This is a genomic window from Streptomyces sp. CB01881 (assembly GCF_002953255.1).
In the GTDB taxonomy this organism is placed as follows: domain Bacteria; phylum Actinomycetota; class Actinomycetes; order Streptomycetales; family Streptomycetaceae; genus Kitasatospora.
Genome location: NZ_CP026498.1, coordinates 5,675,614 through 5,701,640, shown reverse-complemented (window position 1 = coordinate 5,701,640; position 26,027 = coordinate 5,675,614). Strand labels below are relative to the sequence as shown.

Genomic DNA, 26,027 nt, shown 5'->3' with positions numbered 1-26,027 from the left:
GGGCGGGAACCGCGTACGGCGGCGGGCCGTTGGGTGGGACAGGGACCGGGCGAGCCGACGCCCCCGGGCCCGTGATCCGGCTTGACGGCCCCGGGCACTTTTATCCGGGCTTGACGGGTGAGGTGGATATGGTGGTGGCCCTGCTGGGCAGAAGAGCCGACCGAGGAGGTGTGGCCGAGGGCGACGTCCCCGTGCGGCGGCACGTCCGCAGCACCACGTCGGTCCGTACGCCGAAGCCCGTGATGAACCAGCCTGCGCACTCCCCCCTGGACCAGCCGGCCGCCGCGACGCCGGCCGCCGGTACCACCGAGGCCCCCGCCGCCCTCGCGAGCTTCGCCGAGGGTCCCGACGCGCAGACCTGGACTCCGCCCACGTGGGAGGAGATCGTCGAGGCCCACAGCGCCCGCGTCTACCGCCTCGCGTACCGCCTGACGGGCAACCAGCACGACGCCGAGGACCTCACCCAGGAGGTCTTCGTCCGGGTGTTCCGTTCGCTGTCGACCTACACCCCCGGCACGTTCGAGGGCTGGTTGCACCGGATCACCACCAACCTCTTCCTGGACATGGTCCGCCGCCGTCAGCGCATCCGCTTCGACGCGCTCGGCGAGGACGCGGCGGAGCGCCTGGCCAGCCGCGAGCCCAGCCCGGCCCAGCACTTCAGCGACACCCACTTCGACGCCGACGTCCAGCAGGCGCTGGACACCCTGGCCCCCGAGTTCCGCGCCGCCGTGGTGCTCTGCGACATCGAGGGCCTCTCCTACGAGGAGATCGCGGCCACGCTCGGCGTCAAGCTCGGCACCGTCCGCAGCCGGATCCACCGTGGCCGCTCGCACCTGCGTGCCGCGCTCAAGCACCGCGCCCCCGGCGCGGCCCCCGGCCGTGAGCGCCGGGGCGGCTCCGAGGAGCCGGTGCCGGTGGGCGCCGTCGCCGGGGAGGCCCCCGGAGTGCCGGGCGGGCGCGGGCGGAGGCGATCGTGAGCGGAACCGGCCGGCCGGGGCCGGACGCGACCGGCAGGCCCACCGGCCGCCGGAGCGGCTGGCCCCAGCTGGGCCGCCGCGGCCAGGACGGCTCCGACGCCCCCGTGCCGCCGGCCGCCGCGCTGCCGGGCGAGCCCGCGCTGCGCGCGGTCGCCGTCCGGCCCGCCGAGCCCGTCGAGGAGCACCATCTCGGGGAGCGGCTCTCCGCCTTCGTCGACGGCGAGCTCGGCCACGACTCGCGCGACCGCGTCCAGGCCCACCTGGCGACCTGTCCGCAGTGCCTCGCCGAGGCCGACGAGGGCCGCGCGGTCAAGCACCTGCTGACCCGTACCGACACCCCCGGCCCGTCCTCCGGCCTGATGGCCCGGCTGATGGCCGTCGGAGCGCTCCCGGACGACCTCCCCGGCGACCGCTCCCCGACGGCCGACCGGCCGCGCCGGGACGACGACGACCTGCCCGGCGGCGGCCTCCCCGCGGCCGGGGGCACGCTCGGCGGCAGCCGGCTGAACGGCGGCTCCTTCGGCCGCGGCGCCGGCGCCTCCTTCGGCGCGGGCGCGCTCGGCGCCGACGCGCCGGTGCCGGGGATCGACCCGAGGGCGTTCGGGCGCGGCGGCTCGGTGCTGCGCCCGCTGATGGGGCGGCGGGCCGCCCGCCCCGAGGCCTCCGCCCACACCGGTCCGGCCGCGGCCGCCGCGGGCCCCGCCGTGGCCCGGCAGGCCCCGCCGCGCGGGCGCCGCTTCGTCTTCGCCGCCGCGGGTGCCTTCTCGGTCGCCGCGGTGACGCTCGGCGGGGTCGGCGGCTTCACCGCGCAGAGCGAGGACCAGCACGGCACCACGGTCAGTCCTCCCGGCGGCACCGGCCGCAGCGGCGGGCTCGTCCCGATGACCGCGCAGATCCCGGTGGACTTCCCGGTCCGCCCGGTGGCGGCCACCCGCAGCGCGCAGCCGCTCCCCGGGCCGGACCGCACCCCCAGCTCCGGTCTGGCCGGCCTGCACCACGAGAACCGTTAGGGGTTCCCGGCACACCCGGAGCGCATCCTGTCGCCCCGGCCCCGGCCATCGGCGGCTCTTCACCGCGGCTTCATCACACTGTGGGCCGCGAAACCGCCGGTGGCCATTACGCTGTTAGGAACCGTTGTCCGACGAGCTGAGGGAGCTTAGGTGTTCAGCGACGTAGGCGGAATGGAGGTCCTGACCCTGGTCATCATGGCCATTGTGATCTTCGGTCCGGACAAGTTGCCGAAGCTGATCCAGGACACCATGGGCTTCATCCGCAAGATCCGGTCCTTCGCCGACAACGCGAAGGAGGACATCCGCAGCGAGCTGGGCCCCGAGTTCAAGGACTTCGAGTTCGAGGACCTCCACCCCAAGACCTTCGTCCGCAAGCAGCTCATGGGCGGCAACGAGGACCCGCTGGGCCTCAAGGAGATGCGGGACGGCCTCGACATCCGCTCGGTGCTGGACGACAAGCCCGCCGCCACGGTGAACGGCCACGGCCGCACCGGCACGGTCAGCATGGACAAGTCCTCCGCAGCCGCTCCGGCGGCCGCCTCCGCGGGTGCTCCGCTCCAGCCCGGCGAGCGCCCCCCGTTCGACCCCGACGCCACCTGAGCCGTCACCCGGCCGCCCGCCGGGCCTCCCTCCGGCGACACCACCGCCCCGCCCGGCCGCACGGCTGAACGGGGCGGTGGCGTTCGCGCCGCTATTGTGCTGATTGTCCCCGCTGTGCCGTCGGTCACTTCCGGTCCCCTGCGGACCGAAGACGCACGGCGGAGACGTCGCGGTACGCCACGATGGGAGCGCGCTGCGGCAGGGATACGTAGGTTGAGGAGGCCCGGGGATGGACGCGACGAGTCATGCGGTGGGGACGGCCACGGCCGGTGGCCGGGTGGTCGGCGGCCAGGCCGGCCCGGCGGACCCGCTGGTGCCCTACCTGTCGGCGGACTTCCCCTGGTACGGCCTGGACGACGGCTGGACCGGCCGTCGCTACCTGGTGCAGGCCGGCGCCGGGGGCCCGCGGGCCGGCGCGGGCGGCAGCGTCGACTACGGCACGCTCGGCCACGGCGAGGAGCCGGCCAGGCAGTACGAGCCGCGCGACGTGCGCAGGTTCGCCGTCGTCGTCACGGTCGCCCGCCGGGAGAGCCGCCGCAGCGCCGACAACACCGGCACCCTGGAGGCGACGTCCGCCTCCTCCGCGGCCTGGCTGGCCGGCTCCGGACTGCTCGCCTCGACCTGGCCCGGCCAGCTGGACCGCGCGCTGCGCCAGGACTGGCTCGACCAGCAGTCCGCGCTCGCCTGGGACCTCGCCGACGACCTGGCCGGCCCCGGCTGGTCCACCCTCAGCCTGCCGGTGAACGGCCTGCCGCAGCCCTTCCGCTACCGCGAGTCGGAGTACGGCTGGGTGCTCGCCGGCGAGGCCCCAGGCGTCCTGCTCGGCGCCTACGGCCGCGGCGTCAGCGCCTACGGCGCGGGCTTCTCGACCGTCCCCGACCTCACCGCCTACACCCGCCCCTGAGCCCGGCCGTCACCGGCCCGAGGCCGGCCCCCAACGGCGCGACGGGCCGGACGGTTCTCCACCGTCCGGCCCGTCGCCCGTTCCGTCCGGGGCTGGTGTCCGTCAGAACTTGTTCTTCGGGGTGAGCCCCAGGGAGAGGCCGGAGAGGCCGCGCTGGCGGCCGCCGAGCTTGCCGGCGACGGCGCGCAGCGCGGCGCCGGCCGGGGAGTCGGGGGCGGCGAGCACGACGGGGCGGCCGTCGTCGCCGCCCTCGCGCAGGCGGACGTCGATGGGGATCGAGCCGAGCACCGGGACGGTGGCGCCGACGGTCCGGGTGAGCGCGTCGGCGACGGTCTGGCCGCCGCCGGTGCCGAACACGTCGATCATCTCGTCGCAGTGCGGGCAGGGCATGCCGGACATGTTCTCGATCACGCCGACGATCTTCTGGTGGGTCTGCACCGCGATGGTGCCGGCCCGCTCGGCCACCTCGGCCGCGGCCATCTGCGGGGTGGTGACGATCAGGATCTCGGCGTTGGGGACGAGCTGGGCCACCGAGATCGCGATGTCGCCGGTGCCGGGCGGCAGGTCCAGCAGCAGGACGTCGAGGTCGCCCCAGTACACGTCGGCGAGGAACTGCTGGAGCGCGCGGTGCAGCATCGGGCCGCGCCAGACCACGGGGGCGTTGCCCGGGGTGAACATGCCGATCGAGATGACCTTCACGCCGTTCGCCTGCGGCGGCATGATCATGTCCTGGACCTGGGTGGGCCGGCCCTCGACGCCCAGCATCCGCGGCACGCTGTGGCCGTAGATGTCGGCGTCCACCACGGCGACCTTCAGGCCGTCCGCGGCCATCGCGGCCGCCAGGTTCACCGTCACCGAGGACTTGCCGACGCCGCCCTTGCCGGAGGCGACCGCGTAGACGCGGGTCAGCGTGCCGGGCTTGGCGAACGGGATCTCGCGCTCGGGGGCGCCGCCGCGCAGCAGCTGGGAGAGCTCCTTGCGCTGCTCGTCGCTCATCACGTCGAGCTCCACCTCGACCCCGGTCACACCGGGGACCCTGCCGACCGCCTCGCGGACGCGGGTGACGATGGTGTCGCGCATGGGGCAGCCGGAGACCGTCAGGTAGACCGCGACGCGCACCGCGCCGCCCTCGGCGATCTCGACCGATTTCACCATGCCGATCTCGGTGATCGGGCGGTTGATCTCCGGGTCGTTGACGGTCGCCAGCGCCTGGCGTACGGACTCCTCCGTTACGCCGGCCGCGACCTCTGTCTCGTTGGCCATGCCTTGATGGTACGGCTCCGGGCGTACCACTTAACCCGGCGGTAGCGTGCCGCCGGTCACAGCACCTCGGAGGTGTCCCGGCGCTCGTCGATCTCCTTGAGCAGGGACTGGAGTTCGGAGCGGAGGAAGTCGCGGGTGGCGACCTCGCCCAGGCCCTGGCGCAGGGCGGCCACCTCGCGGGTCAGGTACTCGGTGTCGGCGATGTTGCGGTCGCTGCGGGCGCGGTCCTGCTCCATGTTGACGCGGTCCCGGTCGTCCTGGCGGTTCTGCGCCAGCAGGATCAGCGGCGCCGCGTACGAGGCCTGGAGCGAGAGCACCAGGGTGAGGAAGATGAACGGGTAGTCGTCGAAGTGCACGTCGTCCGGGAGCAGGGTGTTCCAGCCCACCCAGACGACCACCACGATCGTCATCCAGACGATGAAGCGCCCGGTGCCGAGGAAGCGCGCGATCCGCTCGGAGAGCTTGCCGAAGGCCTCCGGGTCGTACGTCGGCAGGGTGATCAGGCCCGGGCGGGTGGTGCGCGGCTGGTCGAGCCGGGTGCGGCCGCTTCCGGTGGTGGCGGGCTCGGTGCGCTGGGTGCGGCCGCGTTCACGGGCGCGCACCTCGCGCAGCTGGCGCAGCTCGCCCTGGAGGCGCTGGCGGGGCGTGTCCTCCCGACGGCCCTTGCGGTCAGCGTCCACCGGCGGTCGCCTCTCTCTCGTCGGCAGGCCCGTGCAGGGCGGCCTCGCGCCAGTCCTCGGGCAGCAGGTGGTCGAGGACGTCGTCGACGGTCACCGCGCCGACCAGGTGGTCGGCCTCGTCGACCACGGGGGCGGCGACCATGTTGTACGTCGCCAGGTAACTGGTGATCAGCGGCAGCGGGGTGTCCGGCGGCAGCGGGTCCAGGTCGTCGTCCACCAGTGAGCCGACCAGGGTGTACGGGGGCTCGCGGAGCAGCCGCTGGAAGTGCACGGTGCCCAGGTACTTGCCGGTCGGGGTCTCGTTCGGCGGGCGGCAGACGAAGACCTGGGCGGCCAGGGCCGGCTTGTTGTCGGCGACCCGCACGCGGGCCAGTGCCTCGGCCACGGTGGCGTCCGGCTCCAGGACGATCGGCTCGGTGGTCATCAGACCGCCGGCGGTGTTCTCCTCGTACTTCAGCAGGCGGCGGACCGGCTCGGCCTCGTCCGGCTCCATCAGCTGGAGCAGCCGCTCGGCCTCGTCGCCGGGCAGTTCGGAGAGCAGGTCGGCGGCGTCGTCCGGGTCCATCGCCTCCAGGACGTCCGCGGCCCGTTCGTCCTTCAGCTTGCCGATGATCTCGACCTGGTCGTCCTCGGGCAGCTCCTCCAGCACGTCGGCGAGCCGCTCGTCGTCCAGTGCGGCGGCCACCTCGGCGCGGCGCTTGGAGGAGAGGTGGTGCATGACGTTGGCGAGGTCGGCGGGGCGCAGCTGGTCGAAGGTCGCCAGCAGGTTGGCGGCGCCCTGGTCCTCCTCGGGGAGGGCGAAGCCGGTGACGTCCTGCCAGTCGAGGGTGAGCGTCTCGCGCTTGGCCTTGCGCAGCCGGCCGACCCGGCCGATCTGGACGAAGACCTTGCTGATCTCCCATTCGCGCAGCCGGGACTGCACCATCGCGACGTCCAGGACGGTGACCTCCTGGCCGGTCTTGCTCCAGGTGACGGTGCGGTCCAGCAGTTCGCCGAGGACGAGGGTCTCGGACGGGCGCTGCTCGAAGCGGCGCATGTTGACCACGCCGGTGGTGAGCACCTGGCCGGACTCCAGGCTGGTGACCCTGGTCATCGGCAGGAAGATCCGGCGACGGCCGATCACCTCGACCACCAGCCCGAGCACCCGGGGCGGGCGGCCGCCGAGGCGGAGCGAGACCACCACGTCGCGGACCCGGCCGACCTGGTCGCCGTTCGGGTCGAAGACGGCGACGCCGGAGAGGTGCGAGATGAAGACCCGGCTGCCTGCCCCTGCCATGGACTCCCTCGACTCGTTCGACCTGCTCGACGCCCTGACGGGCGCGGCGGGGCGCCCCGCGGCCAAGGCTACCCGGGCGCCTCTGGCCCGGCCCGGCGAGGCACGGTCGACCGCGGGCCCGCGGCCGGGCCCGTGACCTGCGGGGGAGCCGGCCCGCGCCCGGCGGGGAGCCGGTCCGGCCGGCCTCCCGTCCGGGGGAGGTGCGGCTCAGCCCTTGCGGCGCTTGAGGAGCAGCTTCGGCAGCCCGGCCGGGATCGGCAGTCGGGTGGTGGCGGTGGTGGGCATCGGGACGGCGGCGTGCGAGGCGTCCGGCATGGCGCCGGGGCGCTCGGCCAGCCCGCCGGCCGGCTCCAGCCGCAGCACCCGGCACTCGCGGGCCCAGCGGTCGGCGATGGTGTCGGTGTCGGGCGCGTTCAGCCGCTTGCCCTTGAGCTCCTCGACGGCGCCGAGCCAGGCCTCCCCGCCCGGCGCGAGCTCGGTCACCCGGGCCGGCCAGCCGGTCAGCCGGCCGCCCTTGTCCTTGCTGCGGACGGTCACCACCGCGCCGCCGCCGGCGGTCAGCCCGTGCAGCGGCTGTTCGCCGCCGTCGCCGACCACCACGACCGCGCCGTCGTACCAGGCGTGCCAGAGCGCCCGGCCGTGCTCCTGGCCGTCCGCGCGCACCCAGAGCAGGCCGGACTTCTTCGCGGCCTCCTCCAGCAGGGCCCGGTCGAGGAAGTCGTCGGCGGTCGCGGCTGCGGCAGGCGTACGGTCCATGGCGGACAGCGTAAGGCCTGGGGCGTCCGCGGGGTGTCTCACCCGTCGGGCGACAGTTCCGTGACGGCCGCACGGGCCTTACCTTAGGAGCCGCCCGCATCCGCCACGAGCCAGAGGAGCGCTGTGCCCGCCGCCCGGCCCGAGACCGCCGCCCCCGCCTCCGCCGATCCCGGCCGCACCGCCTCCGGCCCGGCCGGCGCGGTGCCCCCGCACCCGCTCCCCAAGATCGACCTGGTGCTGCTCGCCGTCTCCGTCTCCGGCATCTCGCTCTCCGCGCCGCTGATCAGCGCCACCGCGGCCCCCGCGCTGGCGATCGCGTTCTGGCGCAACGTCATGTCGGTGGGCGTGCTCGGCCCGTACGCGCTGCTGCGGCACCGGGCCGAGCTGCGCGGGATCGGCCGCCGGGCGCTGCTGCTGGCGGCGGCGGCCGGCGCGCTGCTCGCCGTGCACTTCGCGCTCTGGATGCCGAGCCTGCGGATGACCTCGGTGGCCTCGGCGACCGCGCTGGTGACCACCACCCCGCTCTGGACGATCCTGCTGATGCGGCTGTCCGGGGTGCGGGCGCCCCGGCTGGTCTGGATCGGCATGGCGGTGGCCTTCGCCGGGGTGCTGGTGCTCACCGGCGTCGACATGTCGCTGTCGCCCCGCGCCCTGCTCGGCGACGCGCTGGCGCTCGGCGCGGGTCTCGCGGCGGCCGGGTACATGCTGCTGGGCGCCGAGGTCCGCAAGACCGTCAGCACCACCGCGTACACCCTGGTCTGCTACGCCACCACGGCGGTGGTGCTGCTGGTGATCTGCCTGGCCGCCGGGACGCCGATGGGCGGCTGGCCGGCCGGGGCCTGGTGGCAGATCGTGCTGCTGATGATCACCGCCCAGCTGCTCGGCCACTCGCTGAGCAACCGGGTGGTGCGCACCCTGGGCCCGTCCGTCACCTCCACCGCGATCCTGTTGGAGACCCCGGGGGCCGCGCTGATCGCGGCGCTCTGGCTCGGCCAGTGGCCCCCGGTGGCCGCCTATCCGGCGGTGGTGCTGATCCTGCTCGGCCTGGTCCTGGTCGCCCGCGGCGGCCGCAGGTAGCGTCCGGGCGGGGTCCGTGCCCCCGCCCCGGCGTGCCCGGTTCCGGCGGGTGCGGCGCTACAAGCGGTGCTACAGCCAGCCGTTGCGGCGGAAGCCGCGGTACATGCCGATGCAGATCAGCACGACGCTGCCGAGCACCATCGGATAGCCGTACTTGTGGTGCAGCTCCGGCATGTAGTCGAAGTTCATGCCGTAGACGCCGGTGATCATGGTGGGCACGGCGAAGATCGCCGCCCAGGCCGTGATCTTGCGCATGTCCTCGTTCTGCGCCACCGAGACCTGCGCCAGGTTGGCCTGGAGCAGCGAGTTGAGCAGCTCGTCGAAGCCGTGCACCTGCTCGGTGACCCGGGCGAGGTGGTCGGCGACGTCCCGGAAGTACTTCTGGATGTCCGGGTCGACCAGTCTCTGGAGCGGCTCGGAGAGCTGCTGCATGGGCCGCAGCAGCGGCGCCACGGCCCGCTTGAACTCCAGCACTTCGCGCTTGAGCTGGTAGACCCGGCCGACGTCGGTACCCCGGCCGCCCTTGTTGGAGAAGACGTCGAACTCGATCTCGTCCACGTCGGTCTGCAGCCGGTCGGCGACCAGCAGGTAGTTGTCCACCACCTGGTCGGCGATCGCGTGCAGCACCGCGGAGGGGCCCTTGGCGAGCAGCCCGGCGCCGTCCGCGTCGGCCTCCAGCCGGAGCCGCAGCTCCTGGAGCGAGCTGTGACCGCCGTGCCGGACGGTGATCACGAAGTCCCGCCCGGCGAAGACCATCAGCTCGCCGGTCTCGACCACCTCGCTGGTCGGGGTGAGCTGGTCGTGCTCGACGTAGCGGATGGTCTTGAAGACGGCGAACAGCACGTCGTCGTAGCGCTCGACCTTGGGCCGCTGGTGCGCGTGGACGGCGTCCTCGACCGCCAGGGGGTGCAGGCCGAAGCGCTGGGCGATGCCCTCGAACTCGGCCTCGGTCGGCTCGTGCAGCCCGATCCAGCTGAACGATCCTGCACCGTCCTGCACTTGCTGCGAGGCCTTGACGAGGCGGGCCGCCTCGCGCGGGCTGCAGCTCTCGCCCTGGCGCAGGCCGTGCCGGTAGACCGCGCAGTCCACCACGGCCGACGCGGACGCGCCCGGGTGGATCGAGTCGTACAGGGCGGACTCCGAGCGGCGGCGGTTGGTGCGGACGGCGGCGCGCAGGCTGTTGATCATCGACATGGCAGGCTCCCTGGGGCAGGAGCCGCCGCACGGCGGCGCGGTGAAGGGGTGGCCGTGGTGCGACGGCGAAGGAACACCGGTTTGAAGGGCGCCTGCGGTCGGTCCTCGGCCTTGCTGGGGCACGCGCTGGAACGACCGGACGCCGGTGAGGATGCTCTCCCGGGCCGGTCGACACCGCCTCGGTCGTCCCCGCGAACGCGGCGGGCCCAGCTACTGCTGGGGCTGTTTCAGCCTGCGTGGCGAGGGGTACGGGGAAGGCGTCCGGGCCGGGTAGAGCTGCCGGTACTGCATGGTCGGCTGGTATCCACCGCAACCACCTCCTTCACGCCGCTGCCCCGGAGGAGGTAAGCATCCCCGGTGGCCAGTCGCTCACACTAACATCTGACCGGCCATCGCCGCTGCGGAGTTCTCGTGACGCTCGTGACAACCGTGCGCGGCCCCCGGGTTACGCTCACCGCATGGCGCACGACTTCCCGCTCTTCGGCGACCCCTCCGCGGCCTCCGGCGGCAGTTCCCACGACCCCTCCGGGCTCTCCCGGGAGGCGGTGCTGGCCGCCGTCGAGGCGCGGCTGCTGACCACCTTCGGCGAGACCAGCGGCCGCGCCGCGGTCACCTTCCTCGGCGCGGAACGGATCGAGGTGCTGCGCTTCGGCCCGGACGCCGAGGGGCTGGTCCGCTACGCCACGCTCGGCATGGCCGCCGCACCGATGGCCGACCCGACCGCGATGGTCGCCGACCAGGTCCGCGGCCCGCGCGCCGAACTGGTCCTGACGATCCGTGGGGGGCGCGACAGCGTGCTGCGCACCCTGGCCACCTTCGCCGCGACCCCGCAGGTGGAGGGCCTGGTGGTGGCCCCCGGCGGCTCGCTGGACCTCGGCTCCCCGCTCTGGGACGGCGCGCCGTTCACCTCGGTGCTGGCCGCCGAACCGGGCGGCCTGGTGCCCGATCTGGAGCTGGACGAGCCGGCGGACCCGGTCCGCTTCCTGCCGCTGCTGCCGATGACGCCCAACGAGGCCGGCTGGAAGCGCGTGCACGGCGCGGCCGCGCTGGAGGAGCGCTGGCTCCAGCATGGCACCGACCTGCGCGACCCCGACCGCCGTGCGGTACCGCTGGACTGACGCCGGATCAGGCCCGGGCCGGCCCCCGCTCGGGCCGGGCCGGGCGGGCCTCCGAAAACGCTTCCGCACCCCGGCGTGCGCGCCGGGCCCGCGCTCAGCCCCCGATCGGCTTCGCGCCGGTCGCCTGCGCCAGCAGCGCCTCGTAGACGGCGGGATCGGTGGTGTGCTCGCCGAGCCGGACGGTCTTGCGGCCGCCGTGGTAGTCGCTGGACCCGGTGGTCAGCAGGCCGAGTTCGGCGGCCAGTCCGCGCAGGTGCTCCCGGGCCGGCTCGTCGTGGTCGACGTGGTCGACCTCCAGTGCGGCCAGCCCGGCCGCCGCGAGGTCGGCGATCACCTGGTCGGAGACGGTCCGTCCGCGCTTCACGGCGCCCGGGTGCGCGAAGACCGGCACCCCGCCGGCCGCCCGGACCAGCCGGACCGCCTCGACCGGGTCGGTCTCGTGCTTGCGGACGTCCGCCCGCCCGCCGTTGGCCAGCCACTGCGGCGTGAACGCGTCCGAGACGGTGGCCACCACGCCGGCCTCCACCAGCGCGCTGGCGATGTGCGGCCGGCCCACCGAGCCGGCGCCCGCGATCCGCTCGACCTGCTCCCAGCTGATGTCCGCACCCAGGGCCCGGCAGCGCTCGACGACGGCCCGCCCGCGGCGGAACCGGTCGGTGCGCACCAGCTCGCGCTCCTGCGCGAACCCCGGCTCGGCCGGGTCGAACAGGTAGGCCAGCAGGTGCATGCTGATGCCGTCCACGGTGCAGGACAGTTCGGCGCCCGGGACGAGGGTCAGCCGGGTGCCGGCCGGCAGCCCGTGCACCGCCTCGGCGGCCTCGGCGTGGCCGGCCACCGTGTCGTGGTCGGTGAGCGCCACCACGTCCAGGCCGGCGGCGACCGCCGCCGCGACCAGTTCGGCCGGGGTGTCGGTGCCGTCGGAGGCGTTGCTGTGGGCGTGCAGGTCGATGCGCACGGCGGGGTCTCCCTGGGGCTGGGCGGCGGGTGCGGCCCAGGATAGTGCGGGGGTCAGCCCAGTAGGCGGGGGGAGAGGGCGCCGCAGGGCAGCAGGTCCAGCTCGGCGCCGGCCTCGCGCAGGTCGGTGAGGACCAGTTCGTCGTACATCACCAGCGCCGACTGCTCGGGCCAGGCCACCGCCCAGAGCCAGAGCCCGCGGGCCTCGCCGACGAAGACCGCGCGGTCGGCCGGTGCGTCCGGGACGTGGAACATCGGGGTGGGCCGCCCGGCCGCCATCAGTTTGGCGTCGGCGGGCTTGTAGAGGCCGACGGACTCGCCCGGGTCCGGGCCGGCCAGCCCCGCGTACCGGGCGCCGAGCCCGACGCCCAGCTCCTCGGCGACCAGCACCAGCTCCCCGAAGCCGCCGAGCGGCGCCGGTCCGGAGCAGGCGACGGCGGTGGCCCGGGCGCCCGAGACGTCGTCGCCGACGTGCGCGATGCCGGTGTAGAGCCAGCCGACCGGGAGCGGCCAGGGCAGCCAGACGGGGACCTGTGAACGGGCGACGGCGACGCCGAGCGCCTCGATGCTCGGGGGCAGCACCGGCTGCATCGGGTGCACGGCTCCGTGCCGGTCGCACTGCCAGGTGTCTGAGAACAGACCGGGGGCGCGGACCCGACCGGCGCACCTCGGGCAGCTGGGCTCGCCCCTCATAGCCGACAACGCTCCTCCCTCCGGACCGCCGCGTCAAGGACGATCACCCGTACGGAGGGCTCGGTGGCACCCGTCGGTGGCGGGCGCTGATCCGGTGCCGGGCGGGCGCGGTGCGGGCGGCTCCCGGTAGGGGATGTCCAGCGGCGGGCGGCGGCAAACGTCGGTCCCGGCGGACGGGGAGGCCCCGGACGCACTGACGCCCCGTCATCGGCGATCGCGGTGACGGGGCGTCAGTCTGGTATCGGAACGTCGGGATCGGACGCTCCCGGGTCTTCGGCGGCGGGTGAGGGCTCCCGGTCGGAGGCGCCGCGCTGGGTCAGACGGTCGGGCACGGACGGATGAGCAGGCGCTCGCCGGTGCGGGCGGCGGCCTGGACGAACTCGCGGACGGTCTCGGCGTCGGCGATCAGTCGGTCGGTGGCGGTGCCGTTGGCGTCGTCCAGTCGGAGGATCTCGAAGCGCATGGGCGTCTCCTTTCCTGGCCCCGTGGTGCGGGGCGGTCGTGGCTGAGTGGGTATCAGCCCTTTCGGGGTCTGTCGTGCCGAACGTTCGGCGGTCTGCTGCGGCAAAAGGGCTCCCCCCTGCTTGCCGAAGGACCGCTGGTCCCTGCCAGAGGACCTCTGGTCCCTCGTGGCCCACTCTGTCGTGGTGCTGCTACCGGGCCGTTGCCCGTCCGTAAAGTCCTGGTTTCGGCTGATTCGCGCCGACGTCGATGCCGACGATGATTCCCGGACAGAATCAAATATTACCGCAACTAACGAATTTTGTCCCGCACCGGCGCCGACCGGGCCGGCGGAAGGGCCCGGACGAGCCCCGGGTGCGGCCCCGGAAAGCGCTACGAACGGCCCCAGAAGCCGGTCAGCGCCTCGGCCGTGGCGGTCGGCTGCTCGGCGTTGGGGGAGTGGCCGGCGTCCTCGACCACGACCCGGCGGGCGCCCAGCCGTTCGGCCATCTTCGTCTGATCCGGCACCGGCCACGCGTAGTCCCGGACACCGGAGAGCACCAGGGCGGGCAGCGCGCCGGCGGCCGTGGCCAGCTCGTCCACCCGGTCGGGCGCGGCGACCAGGTGGCTGCCGGTGGTCATGAGCGCCTGCGGCACGTTGGCCACCCAACGGCGGTGCAGGAACTCGGAGACCTCGGGCGTGCGCTGCTGGGCCGGGTCGCCCGAGCCCTCCTCCATCTGCTGGAGCACCTGCCAGATCTCCTCCAGGCTCATCGAGGGCAGCACCGAGACCAGCAGCTTGGTGCGCTCCGCCTCGCCCGGGTCGATCGCGCCCGGCCCGGTGGACATCAGGGTCAGCGAACGCCAGGGCAGCGGGCCCTCGGCGGCGGCCGCCAGGACGGCCTCGCGGACCATCTGGCCGCCGAAGGAGTGGCCCAGCAGGTGCAGCGGTTCCCCGTCGGCGGCGAGCGCCGCGGACAGCGCGCGGACGTCCTCGCCCAGCGCCTCGACGGCGTAGGCCGCCGGGTCGTCGGGGCCGCCGGTCTCGTACTGGCCGCGCTGGTCGACCGCGGTCACCCGGTAGCCGGCCGCCGCGAGCGGCTCCAGCAGCGCGATGAAGTCCTCCTTGCTGCCGGTGAACCCGGGCACCAGCAGCGCCGACCCGCGCACCGCTCCCGCCGGTTCGGCCCGCAGGGCGGCGAACTCCCCGCGGGCGGTCGCCACCCGCAGCGCACCGGCGCAGCGGGGGAGGGTGAGGAACGGAGGCGTGCTCATGGGCGGATCTCCTGGATCTCCTGCGGCTTTCCTGCGGCACGGCGGGAGTGACCCGCCGGTAACCCCCACCGTAGCCGTGCGCCCGTACCGGAGGGGGCGTCCGACGCCGACGGGCCGTCAACGCCGGAGGGGGCGGCCCGTCCCGTCGTGCGGGACCGGGCCGCCCCCTCCGGGCGGTGTCTCGGAGGGTCAGCTCTCCGGCGTCGCCTCGGCGGCCTCGGCGGCCGGACGACGGGTCCGGGCGCGGCGGCGCGGGGCCGGGGCCTCGGCCGGGGCGTCCGCGGCGGCCTCGGGCGCCGCAGCGCCCTCGGCGGCCGGCTCGGCCTTCGCCTTGGCCCGGCTGCGGGTGCGCCGGGCCGGCTTCTCCGCCACGGCGGCGTCGGCGGCCGGGGCGTCCGCGGCCTCGGCGACCGCGGCCGGAGCCTCGGCCACCACGGCGACGGCGGTCTCGCCGGCGGCGGTGCTGCGCGGACGGCGACGGCGGCGGCGCGGTGCCGCGGCCTCACCATCGGCACCCTCGACGGCCGGGGCCGCCGGTGCCTCGACGGCGGCGGCGCCCTCGACGGGCGCGCCGGTCACCGCGTCGGCCGCGACCGTGCTGCCGCCACGGGTGCGGCGACGCTCGCGGGTCCGGCGGGCCGGCTTCTCCTCGGGGGTCTCGACGGCGGCGGCCGGCTTGCCGGAGTCGCCCTTGGCACCGCCGCGGCCCCGGCCGCCCGCCGAACGCGAACCGCGCCCGCCGGTCTCGCCGAGGTCCTCGACCTCCTCCGCGCCGAGCCCGGCCCGGGTCCGCTCCGACCGCGGCAGCACACCGGTGGTGCCCTTGGCGATCTTCAGCAGCTCGTACAGGTGCGCCGAGGTGGAGTAGGTCTCCTCCGGCTCGTTGAACGGCAGGTCCAGCGCCTTGTTGATCAGCTGCCAGCGCGGGATGTCGTCCCAGTCGACCAGCGTGACCGCGGTGCCGGAGGCGCCGGCCCGGCCGGTGCGGCCGATCCGGTGCAGGTAGGTCTTCTCGTCCTCGGGGCACTGGTAGTTGACGACGTGCGTCACGCCCTCGACGTCGATGCCGCGGGCCGCGACGTCGGTGCAGACCAGCACGTCGACCTTGCCGTTGCGGAACGCGCGCAGCGCCTGCTCGCGGGCGCCCTGGCCGAGGTCGCCGTGGACGGCGCCGGCCGCGAAGCCGCGCTGGGTCAGCTGGTCGGAGACGTCGGCGGCGGTGCGCTTGGTCCGGCAGAAGATCATCGCCAGCCCGCGGCCGTCGGCCTGCAGGATGCGCGACACGACCTCGACCTTGTCGAGCGAGTGCGCACGGAAGATGTGCTGCTCGATGTTGGCGACGGTGGCGCCGGTGTCGTCCGGGGCGGCGGCCCGGATGTGGGTCGGCTGGCTCATGTACCGGCGGGCGAGGCTGATGACCTGGCCCGGCATGGTCGCCGAGAACAGCAGGGTCTGCCGCTTGGCCGGCAGCATGGTGAGGATCTTCTCGACGTCGGGCAGGAAGCCCAGGTCGAGCATCTCGTCGGCCTCGTCCAGGACGAGCGCGCGGACCTGCGCGAGGTTCAGCTTCTTCTGCCCGGCGAGGTCCAGCAGGCGGCCCGGGGTGCCGACGACGATGTCGACGCCCTTCTTCAGCGCCTCGACCTGCGGCTCGTAGGCCCGGCCGCCGTAGACGGCGAGCACGCGCACGTCGCGGACCTTGCCGGCGGTCTGCAGGTCGTTGGTGACCTGGGTGCAGAGCTCGCGGGTCGGGACGACGATCAGCGCCTGCGGGAAGTCGCTGAGCTGCTCCTCGGTGGCGCGGCCGGCGTCGACGTCGGCGCGGACGACGACCCGCTCGATCAGCGGGAGGCCGAAACCGAGCGTCTTGCCGGTGCCGGTCTTGGCCTGGCCGATGACGTCGTGGCCGGTCAGCGCGACCGGGAGGGTCATCTCCTGGATGGGGAAGGGGTGGACGATGCCGACGGCCTCCAGGGCCTCGGCGGTCTCCGGGAGGATCCCCAGGTCCCGGAAAGTGGTCTTGGTGGGTTCAGCGGTGGTGGACAGGGTGCTGCCTCTTCCGTGTGGAGGGGCCGAGAGCGAGCGGCGGGCGGGCAGCCGCGCGGCTGCGTAGGGGCCGGTACGGCCCTGATGACAGCTGCGCGGACGCACAACCGCGCCGGTCCCTGCGGCCGGCCGGTCCGCGGGGCCCGGTGGGGGGCGCGGTCACGGCGGCTGTCGGGGAGGATTCCCGTGAGGGACCTGCGCGGGACCTTCGCCGGGCGGCGTGGTCTCGGCGGCCCTCGCTCGGCCACTGATGCGGTGCCAAGGCTTGAAGTCCAAGCCATGGTCGGAGCCGATCGGCTCTCCGACCGGGCATCCGCGTACGTGAGGACCCGGCTTCCGGGACGGACACGCCCTGAGGGGCGGTCCCGCTACGGAGCGGGCTTGCCCGGCGCACCGAGACGGCGGTGACACCGTGCGAGCACTACGGGTCTCCCTACCACCATACCGTGACGCGACGACTCGAACACGTGACGCGCATGACATCGCTGCTCGGAGGCCCTGCGGGGCCGCCCGCGGCCCGTCCGCCGGGCGACCGGCACGCCCGGGGCCGGCCGCGCCGCCGTGCGTGTGCCGGAGGGCGGGCGGGACTAAGGTGGCCGGTCATGGAGAAGCATGGTGAGACGCAGGACGACGGGGCCGGTTCGATCGGGGACTGGGCGAGCTGCTCGGCCGACCCCGGCTACCGGGCGGCCGTGCTGGACCTGCTCGGCGCCCTCGCGTACGGCGAGCTGAGCGCCTTCGAGCGGCTCGCCGAGGACGCCAAGCTCGCGCCGGACCTCGCCGACAAGGCCGCGCTGGCCCGGATGGCCTCCGCCGAGTTCCAGCACTACCAGCGGCTGCACGACCGGCTCGCCGAGGTCGGTGCCGACCCGCAGGAGGCGATGCGGCCGTTCGTCGAGCCGCTGGAGCTGTTCCACCGGATGACCGCGCCGTCCGACTGGCTGGAGGGCCTGGTCAAGGCGTACGTGGGCGACGCGATCGCCACCGACTTCTACCGCGAGGTGGCCGTCCGCCTCGACGACGACACCCGCGACCTCGTCCTCGGCGTCATGTCCGACACCGGGCACGCCCGGTTCGCGGTCGACAAGGTGCGGCAGGCCATCGAGGCCGACCCGCGGGCCGGCGGCCGGCTGGCGCTCTGGGGCCGGCGGCTGATGGGCGAGGCGCTGAGCCAGGCCCAGCGGGTCGTCGCCGAGCGGGACGCGCTCTCCAACCTGCTGGTCGGCGGCGTGCAGGTGCAGGGCTTCGACCTGGTCGAGGTCGGCAAGATGTTCAACCGGATCACCGAGGCGCACACCAAGCGGATGGCCGCGCTGGGGCTGGCCTCGTAGGTCCGGTCAGGCGTGCCGGTGCCGGCGGTGCGCGCCGGCCCGGTGCGGGTGGTGCCGGTGGGCGGGCTGGCGCCCGGCCGCGAGGTCGGGCCGGGCCAGCACCGAGGTGAGCAGGGCCGAGGCGATCGCCGCTGTCGCGATGCTGGCCGCCGGGAACCGGCCGTCCAGCGTGAAGTGCGCGATCACCCCGGCGAGCAGTGCCGAGACCAGCGCCGTCCCCGTCGTCAGTGCCCGCCCGGACGGGAAGTACGCGGGCAGTGACATCAGCGCTCCGGCGCCGACGATCAGACCGACGAGGGCGAAGGCGAGCGTCTCGACCAGCAAGGGTGCCTCCCGGGGAGGGTGCGGGCGCGCGGCGTACGGTCGGCCGCACTGTCGCCGTACCCCTGTCCTCCCGGCCGTACACGCGCAGCCGCGGAACGCGAAGGTGCCCCGCTCCCCGAGGGGGAGCGGGGCACCGCGGTACAGCTCAGAGCGTGCCGAAACCGACCTTGCGGGCGGCCTGCTCGCCGATCTCCACGTACGCCAGGCGCTCGGCCGGGACGATGACGCGGCGGCCGTGCTCGTCGGTCAGCGCGAAGAGCTTCGAGGTGCCCTCCAGTGCCTTGGCGACCGCGCTCTCGACCTCATCGGCAGTCTGCGAGCTCTCGATCACGATCTCGCGCGGCGCGTTCTGCACGCCGATCTTGACCTCCACGACTTCCGTCCCTCCGGGGTTGCAGCCATCCACGCGCGGTTCCGGGCCGCCTGGGACAGGCGATCGCGGCGACCGCGCCGTACGGCTTCACCATAGAGCACCGGATCAAGGCCGAGGCGAAGGTCCGTGGATCACTGCTCGGGGGCGGAGTCCTCGGGCAGCTCGGAGGCGGGGTGCATCGGGAAGCCCTTCAGCCCGCGCCAGGCCAGGCTGGCGACCAGCCGGACGGCCTCGTCGCGCGGGATCTCCAGCCCCTGGGAGAGCCAGTAGCGGGCGGTGATCTGGGCCAGGCCGCAGACGCCGGCGGCGAGCAGCTTGGACTCGGACTCGGGGAGGTCGGTGTCCTCCTGGATGACCTTGCTGACCAGCGTCGCGCTGGCCTCCGAGGCCCGCTCGACGCGCTCGCGCACGGCCGGCTCGTTGGTCAGGTCCGACTCGAAGACCAGCCGGAAGGCGCCGGACTCGCTGGAGACGTAGTTGAAGTACGCCTCCATGGTCGCGGCGACCCGGAGCTTGTTGTCGGTGGTCGTCGACAGCGCGTCGCGGGTGGACTCGACGAGGGCGTCGCAGTGCTTGTCCAGCAGCGCCAGGTAGAGCTCCAGCTTGCCGGGGAAGTGCTGGTACAGCACCGGCTTGCTGACCCCGGCGCGATCGGCGATGTCGTCCATGGCGGCCGCGTGGTAGCCCTGCGCGACGAACACCTCCTGGGCGGCACCGAGCAGTTGTTCACGGCGGGCGCTTCGCGGCAGGCGGGCACCGCGCGGGCGCTCCTGCGCCTCCTGGATGGCCGTCACGGCGCTCCTCACTTCACGGGTTGATCGGGGCTGGCAAGATGACCGATTCTACTTTCCGGTAACCGCATTCGCGCTTGGCGAGCGCCAGAAAAGCTCGCAGCTCCCTTGTCAGGAGCCCACAATACGGCGCTGACCACGGGTGACGGCAGTGGTGTGACGAGGGACGGGACATCCCCGCCGGGCCGTCGGCTCACTACCATCGTCCACCATGAGCAGCGCTGAGCAGCAGATACGCACAGAGGCGGGGGAGCCCGCAGCGTTCCGTACGGTCGAGGTGCCCGGTGCGGCGCTGGCGGTCCACCGGCCCGGGGACGGTGCGGCCGGAGGGCGGGAGCCGGCCCTCTTCGTGCACGGGCTCGGCGGCTCGGCCGGCAACTGGACGGCGCTGATGGCGAGGCTCTCCGGCCTGGTCGACGGCGAGGCCGTGGACCTGCCCGGCTTCGGCCGCTCCGCGCCGCCCGCCGACGGCAACCTCACCGTCTCCGGGCACGTGCGCGCGGTGATCGGCTACCTGGAGGCGGCCGGGCGCGGTCCGGTGCACCTCTTCGGCAACTCGCTCGGCGGCGCCGTCTCCGTCCGGCTCGCCGCGCTCCGGCCGGACCTGGTGCGCAGCCTCACCCTGATCTCGCCCGCGCTGCCCGAGCTCCCGCCGCAGCGCACCGCCTGGCCGACCGGCCTGCTCGCGGTGCCCGGCGTGCCCGCACTGCTGCGTCGGCTGCCGGCGAACGGGCGGAGCGCCGAGGACGCCACCGAGGGCCTGCTGCGGCTGGTCTACGGCGACCCGGACGGGCTGTCGCCGGACACCCGGGCCGACGCGGTGGCCGAGTACCGGCGGCGCAGCGAGCTGCCGTACGCGATGCAGGTGCTGACCGCCTCGGCGCGCGGGATCGTCTCCGCCTACACCGAGCGCGGCGACCAGGCGCTCTGGCGCCAGGCCGGTCAGGTGAAGGCGCCCACGCTGCTGGTGTACGGGCTGCGGGACAAGCTGGTCTCCTACCGCTCGGCGCGGCGGGCCTGCGACGCCTTCGCGGACGCCCGGCTGCTGGTGCTGCCGGACTCCGGGCACGTGGCCATGATGGAGCACCCGGACCAGGTGGCCCGGGAGGTGCGGGAGCTGCTCGCGCGGGTCTGAGGGCCGGTGCGGATCGGAGCGCGCGATAACGCCCCGCTCCGGGGCGAGGTCACGCCGGTTCACTCGTTCAGGTGGCAGCCAGGCATGTGACCGATGGATCGCCGGGGGCCGGTCCTACCTTTCTGCTGTCGGACCGAACAGGTGTGGGGGAGTCGCGGCCGCCGGAGATCCCGGAGGGCGGCCGAGGGCAGGGGCGCCGGGGCCGGTGTGACCGCCGGCCCGTGCCGCGGTGCGCCCGGCCACGGGCGCCGCGGCCGGTCCGGACTCCTCCGCCCGGGCCCCTCCCCGCGCCGTCCCGCGGGGCTCCCGGGAACCGGCCAGGCCGCACAGGCAATCCGTCGATCCGCTCCGATCCGCTCTGCTCTGGAGGTCTCCGTGCGCGTTGCTCTGATCACCGAGGGTGTGCGTCCATACCCCCAGCGTGGTGCCGGTGGCTGGTCCGACCGGCTGGCCGAGGGCCTGCACGAGCACGACTTCGAGCTGTACGTGCTGGCGGGCCCGGGGACCGGTGCCGGTCCCCGGGCCCGCTGGCTGGGAGTGCACGAGCTGGCCCTCCGGGGGCGCCGCCCGGCCGGGCGCCTGCCGGGGGCGCTGCGCAGACGGCAGTACGCACGGGCGTACGAGGGGCTGGTCCGGGCGCTGGTGATGCCGGGGGAGCGGGCCTCGTTCGGCGCCGGGCTGTACCGGCTGGCGGCGCTCGCCCGGGAGGACGGCGCGCTGCCGGCGTTCCTCGCCTCGGCACACGCGCGCCGCACGCTGGAGCGGGTCTGGCGCTCACCCGGCGCCGACACCTCGGCCGGGCAGCCGCTGGTCTGCGACGTGCTGGTCGGGGCCGACCTGCTGGAGCAGTGCCTGCGTCCGCTCTCCGCGCCCTGGTACGGCACCGGGCCGGGCGGCCTGGGCGGCGCCGATCTCTGCCACGTGGTCGGCGGCGGCCCGGCCGCGCTGCCCGCGCTGGTGGCCAAGCAGCTGCACGGGGTGCCGTTCGTGGTCACCGAGCACGGCCTGCACCTGCGCGAGCAGTACGCCGGCTGCCGCGAGGTGCCGTACCGGTGGCCGGTCCGGGCGCTGCTGCTCTCCTTCTTCCGGGCGCTCACCGAGGAGACGTACCGGCAGGCCGCGATACTGACCCCCGGCAGCGCCCACGACCAGCAGTGGCAGCGGCGCTGCGGGGCCGACCCGGCGCGGACCAGGGTGGTCCACGAGGGCACTCCGGCGGTGGCCCGGGCGGCGGCCGGCCCGGAACCGTCCGCGCCGACGCTGGTCTGGGCCGGCGCGCTGGAGCCGGGCCGGGACACCGAGCTGATGCTGCACGCCTTCGCGCGGGTCCGGGCCGCACTGCCCGCGGCCCGGCTGGTGGTCCACGGCGAGGAGGCCGTCCGCGGCTACCGGGCGCACTGCGAGGCGGTGGCCGGGCGGCTGGGGGTGGCCGACGCGGTGGAGTTCGCCGGGCGGCCGCAGTCGACCGCGCGGGCCTGGGAGGGCGCCACGGTGATCGTCTTCTCGGCACTCTCCCAGCGCAGCCCCCGGCTGCTGGCCGACGCGATGCTGAGCGGCCGGGCGGTGGTCTCGACCGACGTCGGGGTGGCCCGGGAGGTGGTCGGGCCGACCGGGCTGCTCGTCCCGCCGCGCGATCCGCAGGCGCTGGCCGCCGCCTGCCTGGCGCTGCTGCGCGACGAGGAACGGCGGGCGAGGCTCGGGCTGGCCGGGCGGCTGCGCGCGCAGGAACGCTTCGCCGTGGAACCGGTGATCGGCGCGTTCCGGGAGATCTACCTGGAGCTGGTCTCCCAGTGGCCGGCGTTCCCGGCGGCGGCCGGCGGTGAGGCGGGCGTGCAGCCGCGCCCGTTCGCCCGGCCCGCCGAGTACTGGCTGGCGGACCGTACGGGCGGGAAGGGCACGGCGGGCCCGGAGACCGCCGGGGCGGCCGGCATTGCGGACGGCGCGGAGCCGGGCGAGGACGGTCCGGCGGCGGTGGCCGAGCGGCCGGGCGCCCTCGCGGAGGCGGTCTGATGGCGGGCGGCGGCCCGGCGGCCGGGGTGTCCGGCGCCCCCGGTACCCCTGGTGCTCCCGGTGCTCCCGGGCTCTCCGGTGATCCGGTCCGGGAGGTGATGGCCGAGCACCGGCTGCTCTGCGAGCGGGCGGTCGACCCGTTGGAGATCGCCGTCGGGCTGGAGGAGGCCGGCCTGGGCCAGGAGGCGGCCGCGCGCTGCCGGCACGCCGACCTGTTCGGGCTCGCGGAGGAGCTGTACGCCCGGGTGCCGCGCCGCCCGCCCGCGCCGCCGGCGGCCGGGGAGGCGGACCCCGGGGCCGCCGGGAACCGGCAGCGGAACCGCGGCGCTGCGCTGCGGGCGTCGGTGCTGACGGTGCTGCCGGTCGCGGCCGCCGCCGCCCTCGGCGGCCGGTGGCCCGTGCTGCTGCCGGCGGCCGTCCCGCTCGCGCTGCTGCCGGCGCTGCCGGCGCTGCCGGTGGAGCCCGTCCCGTCCGGGCCCTGCGCCACCGCCGGCCCCGAGCTCGGCCCGTCCGCCGCCCTCCTGCCGGAGGTGCCGCACCCGGCCGGGCCGCGGCGGTGGCGGCCGGCCGTGCTGGGTCACGGGGCCGGGGTGGCCGGGCTGCTGCTGCTCCCGCTCGCCGGGGCGGCCGGCGGCCCGGGTGACGGCCGGGTGACGGCCGCGCTGGTGCTGGCGGCGGCGCTGTCGGCCGGGTCGGCCGAGTGGGCCGCGCGCTGGTTCCGGCACGTCGGTGGCGGCCATCTGCGGACGGCGGGCACCCTCGCCGAGTTCCGCGCCCGGATGCGGCCGGTGCTGCCGGTGGCCGTCGCGCTGCACCTGGCCGTGCTGACGGTGCTCAGCTTCGCCGCGCTCGCCGTGTTGACCGCCCTGGCCCCGCGGCCCGGCCCGGGCCACGGCGGCGGGCTGCTGCACCTGGCGGCCGAACGCGCCGGCCCCGCCCAGTGGGCGGCGCAGGGCGTGCTGGGCCTGCTGCTGGTGCTGACCGCACTGCCGGCGCGGTGCGGCCGCCACCGTGCGGCCGCGCTGGGCGCGCTCGCCGGGTCGGCGGCCGCCGCGGTGCCGCTCGTACTGGGCCGGTCCGCGCCGGTGGCCGGGCTGCTCGGCGGCGGGGCCGTCGCCCTGGCGCTGCTGGCGTACGCGTGGCCGGCGCTCGGCCGGGCCGGCGCGCACCGCTGACGGTGCGGCCGCCGTCCGTTCCTCCTGCTTCCTGCTCGTTCTCACTCTGTCCGCCAGGTCGTCCCCGACCTCGCTTCGTGGAAGGACACCCCCGATGAGGGTGCTGCTGCTGGGCGCCGACGGCTTCATCGGCCGCCGGGTCACCGATCGTCTGCTCGTGGACCAGGAGTTGCAGGTGACGGTGCTCGGCCGGCGTGACTCGGCCGACATCCGCTTCGACCTGACCGCGGGCAGCCCGGGCGCGCTGGCCCGGTTCCTGGACGCCGTCGCGCCCCAGGTGGTGATCAACTGCGCGGGCGCCACCTACGGCAGCTCCCGCAGCCTGATCCGGGCCAACACGCTGGCCGTCGCCACCGTCTGCGAGGCGATCCGGCGCAGCCGCGAACCGGCCCGGCTGGTGCACGTCGGCTCGGCGGCCGAGTACGGGCCGGTGCCGGGCGGGGTGCCGGTGTCGGAGAGCGCAGAGCCGCGCCCGGTCGGCCCGTACGGGGTCTCCAAGCTCGCCGGGACGGAGCTGGTGCTGGCCTCCGGGCTGGACGCGGCGGTGCTGCGGGTGTTCGACGTGGTGGGCCCGGGGGCGCCGACGGCGTCGCTGTTCGGGCGGCTCGCCGAGGGCCTGCGGCGGGCGCTGGAGCGGGACGAGCCGCAGGTGCGGATGCCGGACCTGTCCGGATACCGGGATTTCGTGGACGTCAGGGACGTCGCCCGGGCGATCCAGGCGGCGGCGGTGTCGGCGGCCACCGGAGTGATCAACATCGGCAGCGGGCACGCCGTCCGGGCCCGGGAGGCGGCCCAGCACCTGGTCCGGGCGTCCGGGTTCGAGGGGGCGATCGTGGAGGAGAACCGGCAGGTCCTGCTGCCTGCGCAGGTGGGCGGGCCGGTCGAGCACGTCGGCTCGCACCTCGGCCAGCACCACCTGCCCGGGCACCGTTCGCCGGAGCCGCGGCCGGCCGATGGCAGGGGCCCGTCGGGTGAGCCGGTGCCGTGGCGGCAGGCGGACGTGCGGACCGCCCGGGACCGTCTCGGCTGGCGGACGCAGGTGCCGCTGGAGGAGTCGCTGGGGGACGTCTGGCTGGAGACGGCCTGCCGGGTCTGACCCTCGGGCGGTCACCGCGGTCGGCGCCCCCGGTCCGGCCGGGGGCGCAACGGCCCGGTGGCGACCGGCCGGTGCGCCCGTGACCGGCCGCGGCCCGGCCGTGCGCGGGCCTTTCCGGCCGGTCCCAGCATCCGATGCCGCCCGTCTCGCCAGTCGGACGGGCTGTCTCGGAATACCGGGGCGGCGTGACACTGTTGGCGTAGCAGAGCCACCTCGGTGGCGGAGCAACAAGCCACAAGAGGTTGGCCCCGGCCACCTGAACCGACGACCATCGGAGTCCCCGTGTCGCTGCCACCCCTGGTCGAGCCGGCCGCCGAGCTCACCGTCGACGAGGTCCGCAGGTACTCCCGCCACCTGATCATCCCCGACGTGGGCATGGCCGGGCAGAAGCGGCTGAAGAACGCCAAGGTGCTGTGCGTCGGCGCCGGCGGCCTCGGCTCGCCCGCGCTGATGTACCTGGCCGCGGCGGGCGTCGGCACCCTCGGCATCGTCGAGTTCGACGTGGTGGACGAGTCCAACCTGCAGCGTCAGATCATCCACGGCCAGTCCGACATCGGCCGCTCCAAGGGCGAGTCGGCGCGGGACTCCGTCAAGGAGATCAACCCCTACGTCAACGTGATCCTCCACGAGGAGCGCCTCGACAACTCCAACGTCATGGAGATCTTCTCCGGCTACGACCTGATCGTGGACGGCACCGACAACTTCGCCACCCGTTACCTGGTGAACGATGCCGCGGTGCTGCTCGGCAAGCCGTACGTGTGGGGCTCGATCTACCGCTTCGACGGCCAGGCCAGCGTGTTCTGGGCCGAGCACGGCCCCTGCTACCGCTGCCTCTACCCGGAGGCCCCGCCGGCGGGCATGGTCCCGTCCTGCGCCGAGGGCGGCGTGCTGGGCGTGCTCTGCGCGTCCATCGGCTCGATCCAGGTCACCGAGGCGATCAAGCTGCTGGCCGGCGTCGGCGACCCGCTGGTCGGCCGGCTGATGATCTACGACGCCCTGGAGATGAACTACCGCCAGGTGAAGGTCCGCAAGGACCCGAACTGCGCGCTCTGCGGCGAGAACCCGACGGTCACCGAACTGATCGACTACGAGGCCTTCTGCGGCGTCGTGTCGGACGAGGCGCAGGCCGCCGCCGCGGGTTCGACGATCACCTCGAAGCAGCTCAAGCAGTGGCAGGACGACAAGGAGGACATCTTCCTGATCGACGTCCGCGAGCCCGGCGAGTACGAGATCGTCAACATCCCCGGCGCGGTGCTGATCCCGAAGAACGAGTTCCTGATGGGCGACGCCCTGGGGTCGCTGCCGCAGGACAAGAAGATCGTGCTGCACTGCAAGTCGGGTGTGCGCTCGGCCGAGGTGCTGGCCGTGGTGAAGTCGGCCGGCTTCGCCAACGCCGTCCACCTGGGCGGCGGCGTGCTCGGTTGGGTCAACCAGATCGAGCCGCACAAGCCGGTCTACTAGAGGCAACCGGAGACGTCGAAGACGCGCGAAGGGCCCGCCGGGGAGATCCGGCGGGCCCTTCGGCGTT

The 26,027-nt window shown here is 74.9% G+C and carries 25 protein-coding genes; 12 read left to right on the top strand and 13 right to left on the bottom strand.

Annotated elements, in window-relative coordinates; translation table 11 throughout:
• Positions 1-128 precede the first annotated feature (128 nt).
• The 4 genes from sigE to C2142_RS14625 all read left to right on the top strand — a co-directional run bounded on the left by sigE (position 129) and on the right by C2142_RS14625 (position 3,491).
• Positions 129-977: an RNA polymerase sigma factor SigE gene (gene sigE / locus C2142_RS14640; RefSeq protein ID WP_241003195.1), complete on the top strand. Its 849-nt coding sequence runs from the start codon at positions 129-131 to the stop codon at positions 975-977.
• Positions 974-1,987 (top strand): zf-HC2 domain-containing protein, encoded by a 1,014-nt coding sequence (locus C2142_RS39785; RefSeq protein WP_241002578.1) that lies wholly within the window; start codon positions 974-976, stop codon positions 1,985-1,987. Before sigE ends, C2142_RS39785 begins: the two co-directional genes overlap by 4 nt.
• A gap of 150 nt (positions 1,988-2,137) precedes the next feature.
• Positions 2,138-2,587, top strand: coding sequence for a sec-independent translocase (locus C2142_RS14630; protein ID WP_148643047.1), 450 nt, complete (start codon positions 2,138-2,140; stop codon positions 2,585-2,587).
• Between the two features lie 229 nt (positions 2,588-2,816).
• Positions 2,817-3,491 carry a hypothetical protein gene (locus C2142_RS14625; protein ID WP_148643046.1) on the top strand — a complete coding sequence of 225 codons (675 nt, stop codon included), beginning with the start codon at positions 2,817-2,819 and terminating at the stop codon, positions 3,489-3,491.
• A gap of 102 nt (positions 3,492-3,593) precedes the next feature.
• Here the strand turns inward: C2142_RS14625 and C2142_RS14620 are convergent, their stop codons facing one another.
• From C2142_RS14620 to C2142_RS14605, 4 genes are all read right to left on the bottom strand, one after another.
• A complete protein-coding gene (locus tag C2142_RS14620; RefSeq protein ID WP_148643045.1) occupies positions 3,594-4,754 on the bottom strand; it encodes an Mrp/NBP35 family ATP-binding protein in 1,161 nt (386 codons plus the stop codon).
• Between the two features lie 56 nt (positions 4,755-4,810).
• Positions 4,811-5,356: a DUF1003 domain-containing protein gene (locus C2142_RS14615; protein ID WP_241003194.1), complete on the bottom strand. Its 546-nt coding sequence runs from the start codon at positions 5,354-5,356 to the stop codon at positions 4,811-4,813.
• A 67-nt stretch (positions 5,357-5,423) separates the two neighbouring features.
• Entirely contained in the window at positions 5,424-6,710 is a 1,287-nt protein-coding gene (locus C2142_RS14610) for a CBS domain-containing protein (RefSeq protein ID WP_148643043.1), read from the bottom strand.
• A gap of 207 nt (positions 6,711-6,917) precedes the next feature.
• Entirely contained in the window at positions 6,918-7,466 is a 549-nt protein-coding gene (locus C2142_RS14605; RefSeq protein WP_148643042.1) for a hypothetical protein, read from the bottom strand.
• 201 nt (positions 7,467-7,667) lie between these two features.
• Between C2142_RS14605 and C2142_RS14600 the strand changes: the two genes are divergently transcribed.
• Positions 7,668-8,543: a DMT family transporter gene (locus C2142_RS14600; protein ID WP_241003193.1), complete on the top strand. Its 876-nt coding sequence runs from the start codon at positions 7,668-7,670 to the stop codon at positions 8,541-8,543.
• A gap of 69 nt (positions 8,544-8,612) precedes the next feature.
• On the opposite strand, the gene corA is transcribed toward C2142_RS14600, so the two are convergent.
• A complete protein-coding gene (gene corA / locus C2142_RS14595; RefSeq protein WP_148643040.1) occupies positions 8,613-9,737 on the bottom strand; it encodes a magnesium/cobalt transporter CorA in 1,125 nt (374 codons plus the stop codon).
• A gap of 458 nt (positions 9,738-10,195) precedes the next feature.
• On the opposite strand from corA, the gene C2142_RS14590 reads away from it, so the two are divergent.
• Positions 10,196-10,855: a suppressor of fused domain protein gene (locus tag C2142_RS14590; RefSeq protein ID WP_148643039.1), complete on the top strand. Its 660-nt coding sequence runs from the start codon at positions 10,196-10,198 to the stop codon at positions 10,853-10,855.
• Between the two features lie 94 nt (positions 10,856-10,949).
• Here the strand turns inward: C2142_RS14590 and C2142_RS14585 are convergent, their stop codons facing one another.
• From C2142_RS14585 to C2142_RS14565, 5 genes are all read right to left on the bottom strand, one after another.
• Complete coding sequence (locus C2142_RS14585; RefSeq protein WP_148643038.1) at positions 10,950-11,810, bottom strand: PHP domain-containing protein; 861 nt, start codon at positions 11,808-11,810, stop codon at positions 10,950-10,952.
• A 53-nt stretch (positions 11,811-11,863) separates the two neighbouring features.
• On the bottom strand, positions 11,864-12,502 hold the full coding sequence (locus C2142_RS14580; RefSeq protein ID WP_148643037.1) for a DUF6758 family protein: 639 nt from the start codon (positions 12,500-12,502) through the stop codon (positions 11,864-11,866).
• A 316-nt stretch (positions 12,503-12,818) separates the two neighbouring features.
• Positions 12,819-12,965 (bottom strand): hypothetical protein, encoded by a 147-nt coding sequence (locus C2142_RS14575; protein WP_153882781.1) that lies wholly within the window; start codon positions 12,963-12,965, stop codon positions 12,819-12,821.
• A gap of 371 nt (positions 12,966-13,336) precedes the next feature.
• The gene (locus C2142_RS14570) at positions 13,337-14,218 is read right to left on the bottom strand and encodes an alpha/beta fold hydrolase (RefSeq protein ID WP_148643036.1); all 882 of its coding nucleotides are present in this window, start codon (positions 14,216-14,218) and stop codon (positions 13,337-13,339) included.
• Between the two features lie 189 nt (positions 14,219-14,407).
• Positions 14,408-16,150 (bottom strand): DEAD/DEAH box helicase, encoded by a 1,743-nt coding sequence (locus tag C2142_RS14565; protein ID WP_241003192.1) that lies wholly within the window; start codon positions 16,148-16,150, stop codon positions 14,408-14,410.
• Positions 16,151-16,866: 716 nt separating this feature from the next.
• Here C2142_RS14565 and C2142_RS14560 point away from each other — a divergent pair.
• Complete coding sequence (locus C2142_RS14560) at positions 16,867-17,595, top strand: ferritin-like fold-containing protein (protein ID WP_148643035.1); 729 nt, start codon at positions 16,867-16,869, stop codon at positions 17,593-17,595.
• A gap of 6 nt (positions 17,596-17,601) precedes the next feature.
• On the opposite strand, the gene C2142_RS14555 is transcribed toward C2142_RS14560, so the two are convergent.
• The 3 genes from C2142_RS14555 to C2142_RS14545 all read right to left on the bottom strand — a co-directional run bounded on the left by C2142_RS14555 (position 17,602) and on the right by C2142_RS14545 (position 19,086).
• Positions 17,602-17,919, bottom strand: coding sequence for a hypothetical protein (locus C2142_RS14555; RefSeq protein ID WP_153882780.1), 318 nt, complete (start codon positions 17,917-17,919; stop codon positions 17,602-17,604).
• A gap of 145 nt (positions 17,920-18,064) precedes the next feature.
• A complete protein-coding gene (locus tag C2142_RS14550; protein ID WP_148643034.1) occupies positions 18,065-18,292 on the bottom strand; it encodes a DUF3107 domain-containing protein in 228 nt (75 codons plus the stop codon).
• Between the two features lie 131 nt (positions 18,293-18,423).
• On the bottom strand, positions 18,424-19,086 hold the full coding sequence (locus tag C2142_RS14545) for a TetR/AcrR family transcriptional regulator (RefSeq protein WP_174315647.1): 663 nt from the start codon (positions 19,084-19,086) through the stop codon (positions 18,424-18,426).
• A gap of 208 nt (positions 19,087-19,294) precedes the next feature.
• On the opposite strand from C2142_RS14545, the gene C2142_RS14540 reads away from it, so the two are divergent.
• From C2142_RS14540 to moeZ, 5 genes are all read left to right on the top strand, one after another.
• Entirely contained in the window at positions 19,295-20,218 is a 924-nt protein-coding gene (locus tag C2142_RS14540) for an alpha/beta hydrolase (protein ID WP_148643033.1), read from the top strand.
• 375 nt (positions 20,219-20,593) lie between these two features.
• Positions 20,594-22,228 carry a DUF3492 domain-containing protein gene (locus tag C2142_RS14535; protein WP_162002473.1) on the top strand — a complete coding sequence of 545 codons (1,635 nt, stop codon included), beginning with the start codon at positions 20,594-20,596 and terminating at the stop codon, positions 22,226-22,228.
• Entirely contained in the window at positions 22,228-23,403 is a 1,176-nt protein-coding gene (locus C2142_RS14530) for a hypothetical protein (protein WP_162002472.1), read from the top strand. Before C2142_RS14535 ends, C2142_RS14530 begins: the two co-directional genes overlap by 1 nt.
• Before the next feature lie 94 nt (positions 23,404-23,497).
• Positions 23,498-24,499, top strand: coding sequence for an NAD-dependent epimerase/dehydratase family protein (locus tag C2142_RS14525; RefSeq protein WP_148643030.1), 1,002 nt, complete (start codon positions 23,498-23,500; stop codon positions 24,497-24,499).
• 282 nt (positions 24,500-24,781) lie between these two features.
• Positions 24,782-25,960, top strand: coding sequence for an adenylyltransferase/sulfurtransferase MoeZ (moeZ, locus tag C2142_RS14520; protein WP_148643029.1), 1,179 nt, complete (start codon positions 24,782-24,784; stop codon positions 25,958-25,960).
• The last annotated feature ends 67 nt before the right edge of the window (positions 25,961-26,027 follow it).

Coding starts and splice junctions, on each gene's coding strand:
- sigE (WP_241003195.1), top strand. CDS start 129: ATGGTGGTGGCCCTGCTGGGCAGAAGAGCCGACCGAGGAGGTGTGGCC.
- C2142_RS14625 (WP_148643046.1), top strand. CDS start 2,817: ATGGACGCGACGAGTCATGCGGTGGGGACGGCCACGGCCGGTGGCCGG.
- C2142_RS14620 (WP_148643045.1), bottom strand. CDS start 4,754: ATGGCCAACGAGACAGAGGTCGCGGCCGGCGTAACGGAGGAGTCCGTA.
- C2142_RS14610 (WP_148643043.1), bottom strand. CDS start 6,710: ATGGCAGGGGCAGGCAGCCGGGTCTTCATCTCGCACCTCTCCGGCGTC.
- C2142_RS14605 (WP_148643042.1), bottom strand. CDS start 7,466: ATGGACCGTACGCCTGCCGCAGCCGCGACCGCCGACGACTTCCTCGAC.
- corA (WP_148643040.1), bottom strand. CDS start 9,737: ATGTCGATGATCAACAGCCTGCGCGCCGCCGTCCGCACCAACCGCCGC.
- C2142_RS14590 (WP_148643039.1), top strand. CDS start 10,196: ATGGCGCACGACTTCCCGCTCTTCGGCGACCCCTCCGCGGCCTCCGGC.
- C2142_RS14580 (WP_148643037.1), bottom strand. CDS start 12,502: ATGAGGGGCGAGCCCAGCTGCCCGAGGTGCGCCGGTCGGGTCCGCGCC.
- C2142_RS14575 (WP_153882781.1), bottom strand. CDS start 12,965: ATGCGCTTCGAGATCCTCCGACTGGACGACGCCAACGGCACCGCCACC.
- C2142_RS14570 (WP_148643036.1), bottom strand. CDS start 14,218: ATGAGCACGCCTCCGTTCCTCACCCTCCCCCGCTGCGCCGGTGCGCTG.
- C2142_RS14565 (WP_241003192.1), bottom strand. CDS start 16,150: ATGACCCTCCCGGTCGCGCTGACCGGCCACGACGTCATCGGCCAGGCC.
- C2142_RS14560 (WP_148643035.1), top strand. CDS start 16,867: ATGGAGAAGCATGGTGAGACGCAGGACGACGGGGCCGGTTCGATCGGG.
- C2142_RS14540 (WP_148643033.1), top strand. CDS start 19,295: ATGAGCAGCGCTGAGCAGCAGATACGCACAGAGGCGGGGGAGCCCGCA.
- C2142_RS14530 (WP_162002472.1), top strand. CDS start 22,228: ATGGCGGGCGGCGGCCCGGCGGCCGGGGTGTCCGGCGCCCCCGGTACC.
- C2142_RS14525 (WP_148643030.1), top strand. CDS start 23,498: ATGAGGGTGCTGCTGCTGGGCGCCGACGGCTTCATCGGCCGCCGGGTC.